At 58.9% G+C, this 16,529-nt stretch carries 22 protein-coding genes; 3 read left to right on the top strand and 19 right to left on the bottom strand.

What is annotated here, in order from left to right; translation table 11 throughout:
* Window positions 1-86: 86 nt before the first annotated feature.
* From RXV86_RS14400 to RXV86_RS14390, 3 genes are all read left to right on the top strand, one after another.
* Window positions 87-710 carry a 2OG-Fe(II) oxygenase family protein gene (locus RXV86_RS14400; protein ID WP_316300941.1) on the top strand — a complete coding sequence of 208 codons (624 nt, stop codon included), beginning with the start codon at window positions 87-89 and terminating at the stop codon, window positions 708-710.
* 109 nt (window positions 711-819) lie between these two features.
* Window positions 820-2,031: a lytic murein transglycosylase gene (locus RXV86_RS14395; protein WP_316300940.1), complete on the top strand. Its 1,212-nt coding sequence runs from the start codon at window positions 820-822 to the stop codon at window positions 2,029-2,031.
* A 427-nt stretch (window positions 2,032-2,458) separates the two neighbouring features.
* Window positions 2,459-2,977: a hypothetical protein gene (locus RXV86_RS14390; RefSeq protein WP_316300939.1), complete on the top strand. Its 519-nt coding sequence runs from the start codon at window positions 2,459-2,461 to the stop codon at window positions 2,975-2,977.
* An 89-nt stretch (window positions 2,978-3,066) separates the two neighbouring features.
* Here the strand turns inward: RXV86_RS14390 and rplP are convergent, their stop codons facing one another.
* From rplP to RXV86_RS14295, 19 genes are all read right to left on the bottom strand, one after another.
* Window positions 3,067-3,480 carry a 50S ribosomal protein L16 gene (gene rplP / locus RXV86_RS14385; RefSeq protein ID WP_316300938.1) on the bottom strand — a complete coding sequence of 138 codons (414 nt, stop codon included), beginning with the start codon at window positions 3,478-3,480 and terminating at the stop codon, window positions 3,067-3,069.
* 11 nt (window positions 3,481-3,491) lie between these two features.
* Window positions 3,492-4,199: a 30S ribosomal protein S3 gene (gene rpsC, locus RXV86_RS14380; RefSeq protein WP_316300937.1), complete on the bottom strand. Its 708-nt coding sequence runs from the start codon at window positions 4,197-4,199 to the stop codon at window positions 3,492-3,494.
* Window positions 4,199-4,579 (bottom strand): 50S ribosomal protein L22, encoded by a 381-nt coding sequence (rplV, locus tag RXV86_RS14375; RefSeq protein ID WP_316300936.1) that lies wholly within the window; start codon window positions 4,577-4,579, stop codon window positions 4,199-4,201. The genes rpsC and rplV overlap by 1 nt, the downstream gene beginning before the upstream one ends.
* A gap of 3 nt (window positions 4,580-4,582) precedes the next feature.
* Entirely contained in the window at window positions 4,583-4,861 is a 279-nt protein-coding gene (gene rpsS, locus RXV86_RS14370; RefSeq protein ID WP_316300935.1) for a 30S ribosomal protein S19, read from the bottom strand.
* Between the two features lie 3 nt (window positions 4,862-4,864).
* Window positions 4,865-5,707, bottom strand: coding sequence for a 50S ribosomal protein L2 (gene rplB, locus RXV86_RS14365; RefSeq protein WP_316300934.1), 843 nt, complete (start codon window positions 5,705-5,707; stop codon window positions 4,865-4,867).
* A 295-nt stretch (window positions 5,708-6,002) separates the two neighbouring features.
* A complete protein-coding gene (locus RXV86_RS14360) occupies window positions 6,003-6,179 on the bottom strand; it encodes a hypothetical protein (protein ID WP_316300933.1) in 177 nt (58 codons plus the stop codon).
* A gap of 60 nt (window positions 6,180-6,239) precedes the next feature.
* The gene (locus RXV86_RS14355) at window positions 6,240-6,575 is read right to left on the bottom strand and encodes a zinc ribbon domain-containing protein YjdM (protein WP_316300932.1); all 336 of its coding nucleotides are present in this window, start codon (window positions 6,573-6,575) and stop codon (window positions 6,240-6,242) included.
* Window positions 6,576-6,833: 258 nt separating this feature from the next.
* Entirely contained in the window at window positions 6,834-7,196 is a 363-nt protein-coding gene (locus RXV86_RS14350) for a hypothetical protein (protein ID WP_316300931.1), read from the bottom strand.
* Between the two features lie 143 nt (window positions 7,197-7,339).
* Window positions 7,340-7,636: a 50S ribosomal protein L23 gene (locus tag RXV86_RS14345; RefSeq protein ID WP_316300930.1), complete on the bottom strand. Its 297-nt coding sequence runs from the start codon at window positions 7,634-7,636 to the stop codon at window positions 7,340-7,342.
* Entirely contained in the window at window positions 7,633-8,250 is a 618-nt protein-coding gene (gene rplD / locus RXV86_RS14340; protein WP_316300929.1) for a 50S ribosomal protein L4, read from the bottom strand. The genes RXV86_RS14345 and rplD overlap by 4 nt, the downstream gene beginning before the upstream one ends.
* Entirely contained in the window at window positions 8,247-8,975 is a 729-nt protein-coding gene (gene rplC, locus RXV86_RS14335; protein WP_316300928.1) for a 50S ribosomal protein L3, read from the bottom strand. The genes rplD and rplC overlap by 4 nt, the downstream gene beginning before the upstream one ends.
* Window positions 8,976-8,991: 16 nt before the next feature.
* Window positions 8,992-9,300, bottom strand: coding sequence for a 30S ribosomal protein S10 (gene rpsJ, locus RXV86_RS14330; protein ID WP_316300927.1), 309 nt, complete (start codon window positions 9,298-9,300; stop codon window positions 8,992-8,994).
* 80 nt (window positions 9,301-9,380) lie between these two features.
* Complete coding sequence (gene tuf, locus RXV86_RS14325; protein ID WP_316299022.1) at window positions 9,381-10,556, bottom strand: elongation factor Tu; 1,176 nt, start codon at window positions 10,554-10,556, stop codon at window positions 9,381-9,383.
* A 64-nt stretch (window positions 10,557-10,620) separates the two neighbouring features.
* Complete coding sequence (gene fusA / locus RXV86_RS14320) at window positions 10,621-12,738, bottom strand: elongation factor G (RefSeq protein WP_316300926.1); 2,118 nt, start codon at window positions 12,736-12,738, stop codon at window positions 10,621-10,623.
* A 21-nt stretch (window positions 12,739-12,759) separates the two neighbouring features.
* Window positions 12,760-13,230, bottom strand: coding sequence for a 30S ribosomal protein S7 (rpsG, locus tag RXV86_RS14315; RefSeq protein WP_316300925.1), 471 nt, complete (start codon window positions 13,228-13,230; stop codon window positions 12,760-12,762).
* Between the two features lie 12 nt (window positions 13,231-13,242).
* Window positions 13,243-13,614: a 30S ribosomal protein S12 gene (gene rpsL / locus RXV86_RS14310; RefSeq protein ID WP_024809820.1), complete on the bottom strand. Its 372-nt coding sequence runs from the start codon at window positions 13,612-13,614 to the stop codon at window positions 13,243-13,245.
* Window positions 13,615-13,903: 289 nt separating this feature from the next.
* On the bottom strand, window positions 13,904-14,785 hold the full coding sequence (locus RXV86_RS14305) for a DMT family transporter (protein WP_316300924.1): 882 nt from the start codon (window positions 14,783-14,785) through the stop codon (window positions 13,904-13,906).
* A 63-nt stretch (window positions 14,786-14,848) separates the two neighbouring features.
* Window positions 14,849-15,469: a TIGR02466 family protein gene (locus RXV86_RS14300; protein WP_316300923.1), complete on the bottom strand. Its 621-nt coding sequence runs from the start codon at window positions 15,467-15,469 to the stop codon at window positions 14,849-14,851.
* A 132-nt stretch (window positions 15,470-15,601) separates the two neighbouring features.
* On the bottom strand, window positions 15,602-16,504 hold the full coding sequence (locus RXV86_RS14295) for a haloalkane dehalogenase (protein WP_316300922.1): 903 nt from the start codon (window positions 16,502-16,504) through the stop codon (window positions 15,602-15,604).
* Window positions 16,505-16,529: the final 25 nt, after the last annotated feature.

Here is a 16,529-nt window from a genome sequence, read left to right as displayed (position 1 = left end):
ATGGCCATTCCGCTCGTTTCAATATTCTTAGTTGGTGAAAGTGTTCACCTCTCGCGTTCACCCCCTTTCCACGCTAAAAACCACCCATGTCCCAGATCAAATCCCTCTTCGTGACCCGCCTCTACCACGCCCGCCTCAGCGAGCATGGACCCTCCATCGACACCGAGGAGTTGGAAGCCTCGTGCTTTTCCATTGCTGAGGATGACGAGGCCGGCCAGCTTTGGTGTGACGAGAACGGCTACCCGGGCTATACCTCGTACGCCTCGCTGACCGACCTGCCCTGGCGCTTTCCGATCTTTGCCGACATTGTCGAGGCGCTCGATGCCCATGTCGCCAGCTTTGCCGAAGACCTGGAATTCAACCTCGATGACCGCAAGCTGGTGCTCGAGGACCTGTGGATCAACATCCTGCCCCCTGGCGGCACCCATTCCTCGCACCTACACCCGCATTCGGTGATCTCGGGCACGACTTACGTCAACATGCCCGAAGGCGCCTCGGCGCTGAAACTGGAAGACCCGCGCTCGGGACGGATGATGGCCTCCCCTGCCCGCCTCAAGGACGCGCGCGAGGAATTGCAGACCTTTGTCTATGTGAAACCCGCAGTGGGCGACGTCCTGCTGTGGGAAAGCTGGCTGCGCCACGAAGTGCCGCTGAACATGGCCGACGAAGAGCGGGTTTCGGTGTCCTTCAATTACAAGTGGGGTGAGTAACGGATTTCGCGCTGCGCGATTTCTCGCGCCCTGACCGACTTGGCCACGACAATACCGGATGCTCTGCCTATAGTAGGGCAATATCACGATTTGGCCGGGGCAAACGGGCATGAGATTACAGGTACTGATCCTTCTGATCGCGGGGCTTCTGGCGCAACCTGCCGAGGCGCAATCGCGCAAGGCCACCGAGCGCAAGTTCCAGACCTGGCTCGAAAAGACCATCTGGCCTCAAGCGAAATCATCCGGGGTAAGCCGCTCCGTTTTTGACCGTGCGCTTGGGCATGTCACGTTGGACTGGTCCCTGCCCGGCACAAAGGCCAAGCCGTTCAAACAGGCCGAGTTCGGCGATCCCGCTCGGTATTTCACCCGCGGGCAACTGCAATCCACCACCTCGCAAGGCACGGCGATGGCGCGCAAACACAAGAGTGCGCTGGCGCGAGCGTCTAAGGCATCGGGCGTACCCGGGCATATCCTGCTGGGGATCTGGGGACGTGAATCGGGCTTTGGCAAGGTGTCGATCAAAAGCGACGTGTTCCGGGTGCTGGCCACCCATGGGTTCATGGGACGAATGCCCCAGAATGCTCAAAAGGAATTGCTGGCGGCGCTGCGCGTTGCGCAAAGCGGTAAGGCCAAGCTGGCGGCGATGAAAAGCAATTGGGCCGGGGCAATGGGCCAGCCACAATTCCTGCCGTCGTCGTTTGAGAAATTCGCGAAAGACGGTGATGGTGACGGGCAGGCCGACATTTGGCGATCCGAGGCCGACAGCCTGGCCTCGATCGGGGAATACCTGAAACGCCATGGCTGGAATGGGAAGCGCGACTGGGGGTTCGAGGTGCGCCTGCCCAAGACCATGTCTTGCACCCTGGAAGGTCCGGATCAGATGCGTCCGATCCGGGATTGGGTAGATATGGGCGTTGTGCGTGTGTCGGGACGCCCCTTCCCCAAGGCGGAGCTTGCTCAGAAAGGCTCGCTCTTGCTGCCCGCCGGACGGGATGGCCCTGCGTTCATCGTCACTCCGAATTTCTATGTTTTGAAGGAATATAACGAAAGCGACCTTTATGCGCTTTTCGTTGGCCATGTCGGCGACCGGATTGCCTATGGATCGTCCGGTTTCATCGGCAAATGGCCCGGCGTGGACAAGATCAAGCGCTCGGATATCGCCAAGATGCAGAAACGGCTCGAGGCCAAGGGCCATGATGTGGGCGGGGCCGATGGGTTGGTCGGTTTCAAGACCCGGCGGTCGATTGGGCGCTGGCAAGAGGCCAATGGGTTGCGGGGGACGTGTTGGCCGGATCGGGGGGTGGTGAAGAAGGTGCGGTGAGGGTTGCTTCCGACGAAACGCCGTTGTCCAATAGTTTTTGAAACGCGGTATCTAGATCACTTTCTGATCCTCAACTAACGTTGTCATAATGAACGCAGTCAAAACCTCGTACCATGAATTCAGTAAAGCATAAGAATCCTTTGATCGCGCCGCCTGTGAAGCGCTTGCTGTAGGCCAGCATACTTCGGCTCGGTTTGTTCGGCCTACACTAGGATATGGTAGTTATGTGTTTGGGCGAATGGGAGCAAACTCCGTCGCAGTCCTGAACGCTGTTCCCAGGTCAAGATGGTCATTTAAATGGTGGCCGAATTGGGACGTTGGAAGTGTGGCAGGACACGTTCGCTCTATTTTGGAGGGTTGGCTCCTCTTGAATTACCTCGTTTCCGCGCCTTCTGACGAAGACACTCAAAGAGCGTACATTCATCTGATGCACTTATATGACTGCAGCAAGCGTGGTAGCATTCTCCCCGCCGTTCTTCCCAAAGACCAAATCGAAGGTTTTGCCGCTGAAGGGGAACGGATAAAGAACGTTCTCCAGAGCACAGACTTCTTCAAAAACCTACCGAAAGCCAAGCAAAAGGCGGCCCTTTCCAGCAAACACTTGATGTTCAAATCTCGACAAGAAGCCGCGATAGACTGCGGCCTTTCCAAAGATGACTTCGAATTCTACTGGAACTACTTGTCTCAATATACTCATGTCTTTTCGTTTCAATTCTATCGCGTCGAAGCCAATGGGCGGGGCACAGGGCTAAAAAACCAGTTCGACATCGAGGCAATGACTTTAGCATTGAATTTCGGAGGGGAAGTTCTGTCGCGAGCCACCACGACGATGGTGAAGGCATTTCCAGACAGCGCACAGGCAAAGAGAGGCAGGCTGTCACGTTTTTCTCCAGGCCCCCCGGTAAACTCTTGGCCCAACAGGATTGCACGCTTATTTGCACGCTGAAACCGCGAAACCCCCGCACGATCTCTCGCACGGGGGTTTCATTTTCTTCGCCGGGGCGCGGCCCGGAAAACGCTTCCGCGTTTTCGACCTTACCAGTCTTCCCGAACCACAACCCGTGTCTTAACGGGCAATTTCATCGCGGCCAGGCGCAAGGCCTCGCGGGCGACGTCCTCATCGACACCGTCGATTTCGAACATCACGCGGCCGGGCTTGACCTTGGCGGTCCAGCGGTCGACCGAGCCCTTACCCTTACCCATACGAACTTCGATGGGCTTGGCGGTCACGGGGGTGTCGGGGAAGATCCGGATCCAGACCCGGCCCTGACGTTTCATGTGACGCGTCATGGCACGACGGGCGGCCTCGATCTGGCGGGCGGTGACACGCTCGGGCGTGGTTGCCTTGAGACCGAAGGAGCCGAAGTTCAGATCAGACCCGCCCTTGGCGAGGCCCTTGATCCGGCCCTTGTGCATTTTGCGGAATTTAGTGCGCTTTGGTTGAAGCATCTCTTATCCCCTTATCGGCGGCCACCGGCGCCACGCGGGGCCGGACCGTCCTGGAGTTCCTGTGCCTTGCGGTCACGCGCTGCGGGGTCATGTTCCATGATCTCACCTTTGAAGATCCAGACCTTGATCCCGATGATGCCATAGGCGGTCATGCCTTCGGCAGCGGCGTAATCGATGTCGGCACGCAGGGTGTGAAGCGGAACGCGACCTTCGCGGTACCATTCGGTCCGGGCGATCTCGGCACCGCCAAGGCGGCCCGCGACGTTGACCCGGATACCCAGGGCGCCCATGCGCATGGCGTTCTGTACACCACGTTTCATCGCACGGCGGAAGCTGACCCGGCGCTCGAGCTGCTGGGCGATGTTCTCGGCCACCAGCTGGGCGTCAAGCTCGGGCTTGCGCACTTCGACGATGTTGAGGTGCAGCTCGCTGTCGGTCATCTTCGAGATCTTCTGACGAAGGGTCTCGATGTCGGCGCCTTTCTTGCCGATGATGACGCCCGGACGCGCGGTGTGGATCGTGACGCGGCACTTCTTATGCGGACGTTCGATGATCACACGGGCCACGCCGGCCTGTTTGCACTCTTCGTTGATGAACGCACGGATCTTGATGTCTTCCAGCAGAAGATCACCGTAATCCTTGGTGTTCGCGAACCAACGGCTGTCCCAGGTGCGGTTGACCTGAAGGCGCATGCCGATCGGATTTACTTTCTGACCCATTAGGCTTGCTCCTCGATTTGACGCACTTTGATCGTCAGTTCCGAAAACGGCTTTTTCAGCGCCCCGAAACGGCCACGTGCCCGCGGACGGCCACGCTTCATCACCATGTTCTTGCCAACCCAGGCTTCGGCGACGATCAGATCATCAACGTCCAGATTGTGGTTGTTCTCGGCATTGGCGATGGCGGACTGAAGGCATTTCTTCACGTCCTGGGCAATCCGCTTCTTCGAGAAGGTCAGGTCGGTCAGAGCCTTGTCCACCTTCTTGCCACGGATCATCTGCGCCACCAGGTTCAGCTTTTGCGGCGAGGTACGAAGCATGCGGGTTTTCGCCATGGCTTCGTTGTCGGCCACGCGGCGGGGATTTTTATCCTTGCTCATGGCTTACTTCCTCTTGGCTTTCTTGTCAGCCGCGTGACCATAGTAGGTCCGAGTCGGCGAGTATTCACCGAACTTCTGGCCAATCATGTCTTCGGTGACATTGACCGGAATGTGCTTCTGGCCATTGTAGACACCAAAGGTGAGACCCACGAACTGGGGCAGGATCGTCGAACGGCGCGACCAGATCTTGATCACGTCGTTGCGGCCCGACTCGCGTGCAGCTTCTGCCTTTTTCAGGACATAGCTGTCGACGAAAGGACCTTTCCAAACAGAGCGAGACATAGATTAACGCCCCTTCTTCTTGGCGTGCCGCGAGCGGATGATCAGCTTGCTGGACGCTTTGTTCTTGTTGCGGGTGCGTGCACCCTTGGTCGGCTTGCCCCAGGGCGTCACCGGGTGACGACCACCCGAGGTCCGGCCTTCACCACCACCGTGGGGGTGGTCGATCGGGTTCATGACGACACCACGCACGGACGGGCGAACGCCCATGTGGCGCTTGCGGCCGGCCTTGCCGAGGTTCTGGTTCGAGTTGTCGGGGTTGCTGACGGCACCAACGGTGGCCATGCATTCCTGACGCACCAGACGCAGCTCGCCCGAGCTCAGACGGATCTGGGCATAACCACCGTCACGACCGACAAACTGGGCATAGGTGCCCGCGGCGCGTGCGATCTGGCCACCCTTGCCGGGCTTGAGCTCGATATTGTGGATGATGGTCCCGATCGGCAGGCCCGAGAACGGCATCGCGTTGCCCGGTTTGATGTCTGCCTTGGCCGACGCGATCACCTGATCGCCAACTGCCAGACGCTGGGGGGCAAGGATATAGGCCTGCTCGCCATCGTCATATTTGATCAGCGCGATGAAGGCGGTCCGGTTCGGGTCATACTCGATCCGTTCGACGGTTGCCGCGACATCCATTTTGTTACGTTTGAAATCAACGATCCGGTAAAGGCGTTTTGCGCCCCCGCCACGTCGGCGTGATGTGATACGTCCGGTGTTGTTGCGGCCGCCCGACTTGGTCAAACCCTGAGTGAGGGATTTGACAGGACGTCCTTTGTACAGCTCCGAACGGTCGATCAGCACCAGCCCGCGCTGGCCCGGCGTCGTCGGCTTATACGACTTGAGTGCCATGCTTTCTGTCTTCCGTTAGCAAGTGGCGAGGGGTTCCCCGCCTATGTGTTAGCCCCCCGTGGGTGGCCGTTTTTATAGGGCCCCGAAGGTCCCCGGTTCAAAATATCACAGGCCCCGGAACGAATCCGAGGCCACGCGACTTGGGCGATGTAACAGGGAAGATGGGGGGTGTCCATAGAAATAAGGGGGATTTCCGAGATGTAGGGTGCGTGATTTCACGCACCTTCCGCCAAGGCGCTCGGAGTGGTTCGTGCAAGCACACACCCTACGCCCCTACCCTTGCGTTCGCGCGCGATCACTTGCCGTCGCGCGCGGCCTTCTCTTCCTTGGTCAGCTTGGCGTTCCAGGCATTTTTGCTCAGCCCCAGCTCGGGCTTGGGCGGTTTGGTTTTGCCAACAGTGACCTTGCCACCCTTGTTCAGGTATTCCTGGATCAGCGCATCATCGGTGTTTTCTTTGGGGACATGTTTCATGGAGGCGAGCCTACGCCCCATGCAGGGGACACGCAACGGCTGGTTTGGCCGCGCTGGTGCTCAGGCCTTTTTCACGAATTGAGATTTCAGCCCCATCTTGCCAATGCCGGGCACCTTGCAGTCGATATCGTGATCCCCGTCGACAAGACGAATGCCACGCACCTTGGTACCCACCTTCACGGTCGCGGATGAACCCTTGACCTTGAGATCCTTGATCACCGTCACGTCGTCGCCATCCGCCAGCAGGTTGCCGACAGAGTCGCGCACCTCGGCCCCTGTGGCTACGCCCTCCCCCGCCGTCCACTCATGGCCGCACTCGGGGCAGACCAGAAGGGCGTCCATTTCATAGGTGAAGGCCGACGAACAGGCGGGGCATGGGGGCAGAGTATCGCTCATGAGGCGGCTTTAGCGGGATCAGGTGGCAAAGACCAGCACCGTGAGGCACACCCCGCGCATGGCCGACGCGCGCGGTGGCGACCTACCTTTTCCGGACACCACTTTATCCCCGCGTGGTCCGTACGCCCTGTCAGTGTCGCACTTGCCTCACCCAATCGCCGCCGCGTGGGGGCGCGTCGGCAATGCGCGGCGGCCCAAGGGCCGCTGTTTCGCGCGCTCGTTTATTAACTCAACTGTGGCATCGCTCGGCTATAGACGTCAATTGACGCGTATATCATCAACCTCGACACCTAAAATCTGTGTACCCTTGTCCACAATCGTCAGTCTAAGTGTAAGATCGCTTGGGCCAAGCACCTTGTCGACCAGCTGATACCAGACGCTCCATTCGTGCGGAGCTTTTCGATACCCGCGGCTCACCTCAACGACATCTAGTTCGTCCATAGAAATTGAGATTGGAGCGAGAAGATTGATACCATATTCCGAGAGAGCTTCTTCCATCTCGCTAGCGGTGAGACGTGTGGAATTGGTAATCTCCGCCAATTCATCAAAACGACCGTTCGCTAACTGCTCGACGACGAACACAACGGTTTTTGCCAACTTTGTGTTTGAAACCGCATCCATAGATTAATTTATTCGCCTGCTGTAATTGCGACCCAAACTAAAAATTCGTCCAAAATTACTCCTGGATTCATGGTGATTGCAAATGAAAACCCCGGCCACTTTCGCAGCCGGGGTTCAATCTCTTCAAGAAGACAAACGTCCGATCAGAGCCCGGTGCTCACGTCGATCGTGTTGCCTTCTTCCAGGGTCACATAGGCTTTTTTTACGTCTTTCCGCTTGCCCAGCTGGCCGCGGAAGCGTTTGACCTTGCCCTTGGTGATCGTGGTGTTCACCGCCTTGACCTTCACACCAAAGAGCGCCTCGACGGCCTCTTTGATCTGCGGTTTGGCAGCATCAATCGCCACTTCGAATACAACGGCATTGGTTTCCGATGCCATGGTTGCTTTCTCGGTGATGATCGGCTTGCGGATCACGTCGTAGTGTTTTGCTTCGGCACTCATTTCAGGCGAGCCTCCAATGCTTCGACAGCCGCTTTGGTGAGCACCAGGGTGTCACGCTTGAGGATGTCATAGACGTTTGCGCCCATCGTCGGCAGGATATCCAGACCTTCGATGTTCTTCGCGGCTTTCAGGAAGCCCTCGTTGACCGTCGCCCCGTCGATGACAAGCGCGCGTTTCCAGCCCAGGTTCTTGACCTGTTTGGCCAGAGCAGCGGTTTTGCCTTCGGAGTCGGCGTTTTCGATCACAACCAGCTCGCCCGCAGCCAACTTGGCCGACAGCGCGTGGCGCAGGCCCAGTTTGCGGAACTTCTTGGTCAGCTCGTGGCCGTGGCTGCGAACAACCGGGCCCTTATAGACACCACCACCGCGGAAGATCGGTGCCGAACGGGCGCCGTGGCGTGCGCCACCGGTGCCTTTTTGGCGATAGATCTTCTTGGTCGAGTATTTGACTTCCGAGCGGGTCTTGACCTTGTGCGTACCGGCCTGCGCGTTGTTGCGCTGCCAGCGGACGACGCGGTGCAGGATGTCGGCGCGCGGCTCGAGACCGAACAGGGCCTCGTCGAGCTCAACCGAACCGGCCTTGCCGCCGTCGAGTTTGATCACATCAAGTTTCATTCTTCACCACCTTCCGCAGGCGCTTCTTCCGCCGGTGCTTCGGTTTGAGCTGCCGATTTCAGGGCTGCCGGATAAGGCACGCCTTCGGGCGCGGCTTTCTTGACCGCATCCTTGACGGTGACCCAGCCACCTTTCGAGCCGGGAACGGCCCCCTTGATGAACACCAGGCCACGGTCGGCGTCGGTCTTGACGACTTCGAGGTTCTGGGTGGTCACGCGGGCGGCGCCCATGTGGCCGGCCATTTTCTTGCCTTTGAACACCTTGCCGGGGTCCTGACACTGACCGGTCGAGCCGTGCGAACGGTGCGAGATCGAAACACCGTGCGAGGCGCGCAGACCGCCGAAGTTGTGGCGTTTCATGGCGCCGGCAAAGCCTTTACCAATCGAGGTGCCCGCAACGTCGACCTTCTGACCAACCACATAGTGTTCGGCAGAGATTTCCTCTCCCACACCGATGAGGTTGTCCTCGGACACGCGGAATTCCGCGATCTTGCGTTTGGGTTCAACCTTGGCAGCCGCAAAGTGACCACGCATGGCCTTCGAAGTCCGCTTGGCCTTGGCGGCACCGGCGCCGAGCTGAACAGCGGTGTAGCCGTCTTTGTCGGCGGTGCGTGTTGCCACGACCTGCAGGTTGTCGAGTTGAAGAACGGTCACAGGAATCTGCTTGCCGTCCTCCATGAACAGGCGGGTCATGCCCACCTTCTTGGCGATGATACCAGAGCGCATTGTTCCAATACCTTCCTTAGACCGAGATCTGAACGTCGACGCCAGCGGCCAGGTCGAGCTTCATCAGCGCGTCCACGGTCTGCGGGGTCGGGTCAACGATGTCGAGAAGACGCTTGTGCGTACGGATCTCGAACTGATCGCGGGATTTCTTGTTCACGTGGGGACCACGCAGAACGGTGAATTTTTCGATCTTGTTCGGCAGCGGGATCGGACCACGAACAGTGGCGCCGGTCCGCTTGGCGGTGTTGACGATCTCTTGCGTGCTGGCGTCCAGAACGCGATAGTCAAACGCCTTGAGCCGAATACGGATGTTTTGCGATTGCATTTCTTTGCCTTTCGCGGCGTTGGAGTTGATAGGAGGAAGGCCGGACCATCCGGCCTCCCTCGTCGAACCCTTAGTTCGAATTACTCGATGATTTTTGCGACGACGCCGGCACCGACGGTGCGGCCGCCTTCGCGGATGGCGAAGCGCAGACCGTCTTCCATGGCGATCGGCGCGATCAGCTCAACCGTGAACGACACGTTGTCGCCCGGCATCACCATCTCGGTGCCTTCGGCCAGCTCAACCGTGCCGGTCACGTCCGTGGTCCGGAAGTAGAACTGCGGACGATAGTTGGCAAAGAACGGCGTGTGACGGCCACCCTCTTCCTTGGTCAGGATATAGGCCTCGGCCGTGAACTTGGTGTGCGGTGTCACCGAGCCCGGCTTACACAGAACCTGGCCACGCTCGACACCTTCACGGTCAACACCGCGCAGCAGGGCGCCGATGTTGTCGCCGGCTTCACCGCGATCCAGCAGTTTGCGGAACATTTCCACACCGGTGCAGGTGGTCTTGGTGGTGTCGCGGATGCCGACGATTTCGATCTCGTCGCCCACGTTGATCACGCCACGCTCGACACGGCCGGTCACAACGGTACCACGACCCGAGATCGAGAACACGTCTTCGATCGGCATCAGGAACGGCTGGTCAATCGCGCGCTCGGGCGTCGGGATGTAGGCGTCAACCTCTTCCATCAGCTTGCGGATCGAGTTCTCACCGATTTCCGGATCACGGCCTTCCAGCGCGGCCAGGGCCGAACCGGCTACGATCGGGATATCGTCACCCGGGTACTCGTAGCTCGACAGCAACTCGCGGATTTCCATCTCGACGAGCTCCAGAAGCTCTTCGTCGTCAACCTGGTCAACCTTGTTCATGTAAACGGTGAACGCGGGGATACCAACCTGGCGACCCAGCAGGATGTGCTCGCGGGTCTGGGGCATGGGGCCATCGGCCGCCGAGCATACCAGGATCGCGCCGTCCATCTGCGCCGCACCGGTGATCATGTTCTTCACATAGTCAGCGTGGCCGGGGCAGTCGACGTGGGCGTAGTGGCGGTTCTCGGTTTCATACTCGACGTGCGCGGTCGAGATGGTGATGCCGCGCGCCTTCTCTTCGGGGGCACCGTCGATCTGGTCATAGGCCTTGAAGTCACCAAAATACTTGGTGATTGCCGCCGTCAACGTCGTCTTGCCGTGGTCAACGTGACCAACAGTACCGATGTTCACGTGCGGTTTCGTGCGTTCAAACTTTTCCTTTGCCATGATGGCCTCCTGTTATTCCTGAGGTAGGGCGCGTGCCATCACGCACCCCACAATTCCATGTTTCTTAGGCGTATTTCGCCTGGATCTCGTCGCTGATGTTCTGCGGTACCGGATCGTAGTGATCGAACTGCATGGTGAAGTTCGCACGGCCCGAGCTCATCGAACGCAGGTTGTTGATGTAGCCGAACATGTTGGCGAGCGGCACGAAAGCATCAATCGCAACGGCGTTGCCGCGCGGTTCCTGCCCCGACACCTGACCCCGACGCGAGGTCAGATCGCCAATGATGCCACCGGTGTATTCTTCCGGCGTGATCACTTCGACTTTCATCATCGGTTCGAGCAGTTTGGCGCCAGCTTTGCGCATGCCTTCACGCATACACATACGGGCCGCGATTTCGAACGCCAGAACGCTTGAGTCAACGTCGTGGAACTTACCGTCGATCAGGGCAACCTTGAAGTCGATCACGGGGAAGCCAGCCAGAGGGCCGCTATCCATAACCGAGTTGATGCCTTTTTCAACGCCCGGGATGTATTCCTTGGGAATAGACCCACCAACGATGCGGCTCTCAAAGCTGTAACCTTCGCCCGGCTCTGTCGGGGAAATGATCATTTTCACTTCGCCGAACTGACCAGACCCACCCGACTGTTTCTTGTGGGTGTAGCTGTGCTCGACCTCGTGACCGATGGTCTCGCGGTAGGCAACCTGCGGGGCGCCGATGTTGGCTTCAACCTTGAATTCACGCTTGAGACGATCCACCAGGATGTCGAGGTGAAGTTCGCCCATGCCTTTCATAATGGTCTGGCCCGACTCGATGTCGGTTTCCACACGGAAGGAGGGGTCTTCTGCGGCGAGGCGCTGCAGACCCTGGGACATCTTCTCCTGGTCGGCCTTGGTTTTCGGCTCGACCGCGATCTCGATCACCGGATCGGGGAAGGTCATGGTTTCAAGAACAACCGGGTCATTGACGGCACAGAGCGTGTCGCCCGTGGTGGTGTCTTTCAGACCTGCCAGCGCGATGATGTCGCCCGCGAACGCTTCGGTGATTTCCTCACGGTCGTTGGAGTGCATCATCATCATCCGGCCAACACGCTCTTTGCGACCCTTGGTCGAATTCAAAAGCGTGTCACCCTTGCTGAGCGTGCCCGAGTAGATGCGGGTAAAGGTCAGCGAGCCAACGAAGGGGTCGTTCATGATTTTGAACGCCAGCGCCGAGAAGGCCATGTCATCATCCGCACGGCGCGGGATGTCACGGGTCTCGGTTTCGTCACCGGGTTTGAAGCCCATGTAATCGACAACGTCCAGCGGGCTGGGCAGATAGTCGATCACGGCGTTGAGCAGCGGCTGCACACCTTTGTTCTTGAAGGCCGAGCCACCCAGAACCGGAACGAAAGCCAGCTCGAGCGTGCCCTTGCGCAGCAATGCGCGCAGGGTCGGCACGTCGGGCTCGTTGCCTTCGAGGTATTCCATCATGGCATCGTCGTCCATTTCGACGGCCGCTTCGACCATCTTGCCGCGCCATTCTTCGGCCATGTCCTTCAGGCTGTCACGGATCGGAGCTTTGATCCAGGAAGCACCCAGATCCTCACCCTGCCACAGCCATTCCTCCATGGTCACCAGGTCAACCAGGCCCTCGAGCTCGGTCTCTGCACCAATCGGCACACCAACCGGAACGGCTTTCGAGCCGGTGCGGTCTTCGATCATCTCGACACAGTTGAAGAAGTCGGCACCGATCTTGTCCATCTTGTTGACGAACACCATCCGCGGAACCTTGTAACGGTCGGCCTGACGCCAGACGGTTTCGGTCTGGGGCTCAACACCGGCGTTGGCGTCAAGAACACAGACGGCACCATCGAGAACCGCCAGCGAACGCTCAACTTCAATGGTGAAGTCAACGTGGCCGGGGGTGTCAATGATGTTCATCCGGTGCTTGGGGCTATCCGGGGTCGTGCCATCTTCGGTGCGCTCCCAGAAGGTGGTGGTCGCAGCCGAGGTGATGGTGATGCCGCGTTCCTGCTCCTGCTCCATCCAGTCCATAGTGGCCGCACCATCGTGCACCTCACCAATGTTGTGGGATTTGCCGGTGTAATACAGGATCCGTTCCGAGCAGGTGGTCTTGCCTGCGTCGATGTGGGCCATGATACCGAAGTTGCGGTAGTGTTCGAGCGTATAATCGCGTGCCATTGGTCTGCTTCTCTCTCGGAGTTACCAGCGGTAATGGCTGAACGCTTTGTTCGCGTCGGCCATCTTGTGAGTGTCTTCGCGCTTCTTAACGGCGGAACCACGGGATTGCACAGCATCCATCAGTTCACCAGCCAGGCGTTCGACCATCGTGTTTTCGTTGCGCGCACGGCTGGCGTTGATCAACCAGCGGATCGCCAAGGCCTGACGACGCTCGGGGCGTACTTCGACGGGCACCTGGTAGGTGGCACCACCAACACGGCGCGAACGAACTTCGACGCTGGGCTGGATGTTTTCGAGTGCTTCGTGGAACACTTCAAGCGGCGCGCGCTTGATCTTGTCTTCGACGCGATCCAGCGCACCGTAGACGATTTTCTCAGCAACGGATTTCTTACCGTCGAGCATGAGGTTGTTCATGAACTTGGTCAGTACCTTGTCGCCAAATTTGGCATCGGGCAGGACTTCGCGTTTTTCTGCGGCGTGACGACGTGACATCTCGCTCTCTCCTTACTTAGGACGCTTGGCGCCGTATTTCGAACGACGTTGTTTACGGTCTTTGACGCCCTGGGTATCCAGAACACCGCGGAGGATGTGGTAACGCACACCGGGAAGGTCTTTCACACGGCCGCCACGGATCAGGACAACCGAGTGTTCCTGAAGGTTGTGACTTTCACCGGGAATGTAGGAGATCACCTCGAAGCCATTGGTCAGGCGGACCTTGGCAACCTTACGCATAGCCGAGTTCGGCTTCTTCGGCGTGGTGGTGTAGACGCGGGTGCATACGCCGCGCTTCTGAGGGTTTCCTTCCAAGTGCAGCGACTTGGAGCGTTTCACTTTGGGCTGACGCGGCTTGCGGATCAGCTGTTGGATCGTTGGCATTGGGCTTCTTTCCCCGTTTCTCAACACATGTGTCGTATGGGTGTCCCCACACAGGCTTCCTAAATCTCGCGCGCCGAATGCGTCCAAACAGCGCAAAAACCGCTATCGTTTCCATTCCGAGGTAAACGACGCGGTGGGTTTCCAGAGGATCGGGTCAGCATTAGACCGGATCTTGTCCACTAGAGTTCTGATATCGGCATTGGAGCTTGCACCCCTAGCCGGATGGGGGGCGTATAGGGGGAGTCGCACCCCTTGTCAACAGAGGCTTTTGACGTGCGCCTGTCGCGTATCAGTTCCGGGTGGCACGCCGCGCGGCGGCCTCGCGATACAATGTGAAGACGCCCATCGCAACGACGATCGCCGCCCCCAGAAGGGTCAGTTGATCCGGCCAGTCGCCGAACACGAGATATCCGAGCACAAGCGCCCAGATCAGGCCGGTATAGCGGAACGGCGCGATGAAGCTGATCTCGCCCACTCGCATCACCGCGACTGAGGCCAGATAGCCCCCGAGGATGAACAGGCTGGCCCCGGCCAGCAGGAAACCGTGGCGTGTTTCGACCGGGGCCCAGCCTTGCCAGATTGACGTTATGCCGCCAGCGCAAGCAATGATCACAGCGGTGATGAAGGCAACGGTAAAGGACGGCACTGCAGGTGACAGGCGCCGCGACGACAAGTCCCGCAACGTGACGAACCCCACGGCGATCAGCGCATAGATCGAATAGGTGGAAAATCCGTCGGCGCCCGGCTGCACAATCATCAGCACCCCGCAGAACCCGATGCCGATGGCCAGCATCCGCCGCCAACCCAGAGGCTCAGCAAAGAACACAGCGGCGGTCAGCGCTACGGTCAGCGGTAGCGCCTGCAAAATCGCCGTGACATTGGCGATGGGCATATGGAACAGCGCCGTCAGGAAGGAAAAGGTCGCGCCAATCTCAGCAATGCTGCGCAATCCGATCAGGCCCCAGTCCCGCCGCGGTATCGCAAAGCGCAGCACCCCCATGTGCCGGGCCGCAACAAAGATGAGCAGGCTGGTCAGGACGCCGCGCAGAAAAATCGCCTGCATCAGCGGGATATCCCCGGCTAGCTCTTTCATGCAGACGTCATTGAAGGTGAACGCGGCCATCGAGACCATCATCAGCCCCGCGCCCTTCATGTTGTCGCGTCCGTCCATAGCGCCTGCCCTCTACCCGTTCCGCCAGACAAGACACCGGATCACGACGAAAGGAAAGCGCTCTCAGCCTTTGGGTTTGCTGAACGTGGCGTTGAACGCAATGGTCACCCGGTCGGCATCGGCCTCGTTGGGATAGACCCAGTGCAAGAGATAAGAGGGAAAGACGACAATCTCGCCCGCTGCGGGGCGGATACGCTTTTTCAGGCTGAAGGCGCTGGCCTTGAGAATAGCCCAGTGGGACAGGTCGGTGCGTGGGGCCAGGAATTCGATCATTCCGGAATTGCCCTCGTCGATCTCGGGCTGCGACACGTAGTAGACGCCGGACCAATGCGCCCCGGGGTGGGTATGGGGCACGTTGTATCCGCCCTGCGGGTTGACGTTCATCCAGCCGAACAGCTTCATCTTCAGCGTTTCAGGATCCACCTTTGTGGTGATCCGGCGGGTGGCCGCCAAGATTGCCATTTCCGCCGCAACCCGCAGCTCGACGATCGGGTCAGCGTTGCGGTCAAACAGGTTGCCAGAGGAATGCCAGCCGAGACGGTTGGACTTGCTTACCCCGTCCTCTTCGGACTGCATCATCGCCCCTTCCGCCAAAAGCGCCCGACTAAGCGCCGCGTGGTTGGCGACTTTGAACCGCAGCAAGGGTGTGGAAAATAGTTTCTCGAACTTGGTCTCTTCAATCATTGCTTTACCCGGTTTTTCAGATTCAGGCAAAACCTCCCATCGCCGTTACGCGGCGCGCAATAAACTCTGAGTGTATTCAGGGCGAAACAAACGAAATCAGACAAATGCTGCTGGATTTCACTGTTTCGTTCCCTACCCGGCCATGAAATCCAGCGTCGCCTGGGCCAGTTCCGCGCCGACATCTTCCTGCAGGAAATGACCCGCGTCGGGCAGCACTTGATGCGCCTGCCCTGCTGCGCCCGGCATCAGCTTGTGAAACACCTTGTCGACACCCGCCATGACCTTGTCGTCGGCACCGAACACGGTGAGAACCGGGATGTCGAGTTGTTGCAGCACTTGCCATGCGGCGCGGTTGGCGTCCGAGGCGGGATCATCCGGCGTGGCGGGCACAAGCGCCGGGAATTGGCGCGCGCCCGCTTTGTATCGATCATCCGGGAACGGAGCGTTATAGGCGGCAACTTCCGCTTCGCTGATCTTTTGGGACGTGCCACCATAAACGATCCGGCCGGCGTTGAAATCTGGCACGGTTTGCGAATACTCGCGCCAGGCAAGGAAAGCGTCGCTCATCGGTTGGTCGCCGGTGGGAAGGGCCGTGTTGGCCACCACCACACGGGCAAATCGGTCAGGCATCTGCGCCAACAGCCGCAAACCGATCAACCCGCCCCAATCCTGGCAAACCAGCGTGATGCCCTGCAAGTCAACCTGTTCCAACCAGCCGGCCATCCAGTCAACGTGGCGCTGATAGGTGTAATCGCTGCGCTCGGTCGGTTTGTCTGAGCGGCCAAAACCGATCAGGTCGGGTGCGACTGCGCGGTGGCCGCCGGCAGTGAAGATCGGGATCATGTGGCGATAGAGGTAAGACCAGCTCGGTTCGCCATGCATCATCAGGACCGGCGCGGCGTCGCGCGGACCTTCGTCCACATAGGCGACACGCAACCGCCCGCCCAAGGTATCGTCCACGTCCACATAGTTCGGTGCAAAGTCAAAATCCGGTAGATTGTCGAAATGCTCATCAGGAGTACGCAGATATTCCATGGTGTTCCCAGCTCTGATCCTTGAG

The organism is Aliisedimentitalea sp. MJ-SS2 (genome assembly GCF_032586155.1).
Classification (GTDB): domain Bacteria; phylum Pseudomonadota; class Alphaproteobacteria; order Rhodobacterales; family Rhodobacteraceae; genus JAWHTC01.
This window is presented reverse-complemented; position numbering and strand designations above follow the sequence as displayed.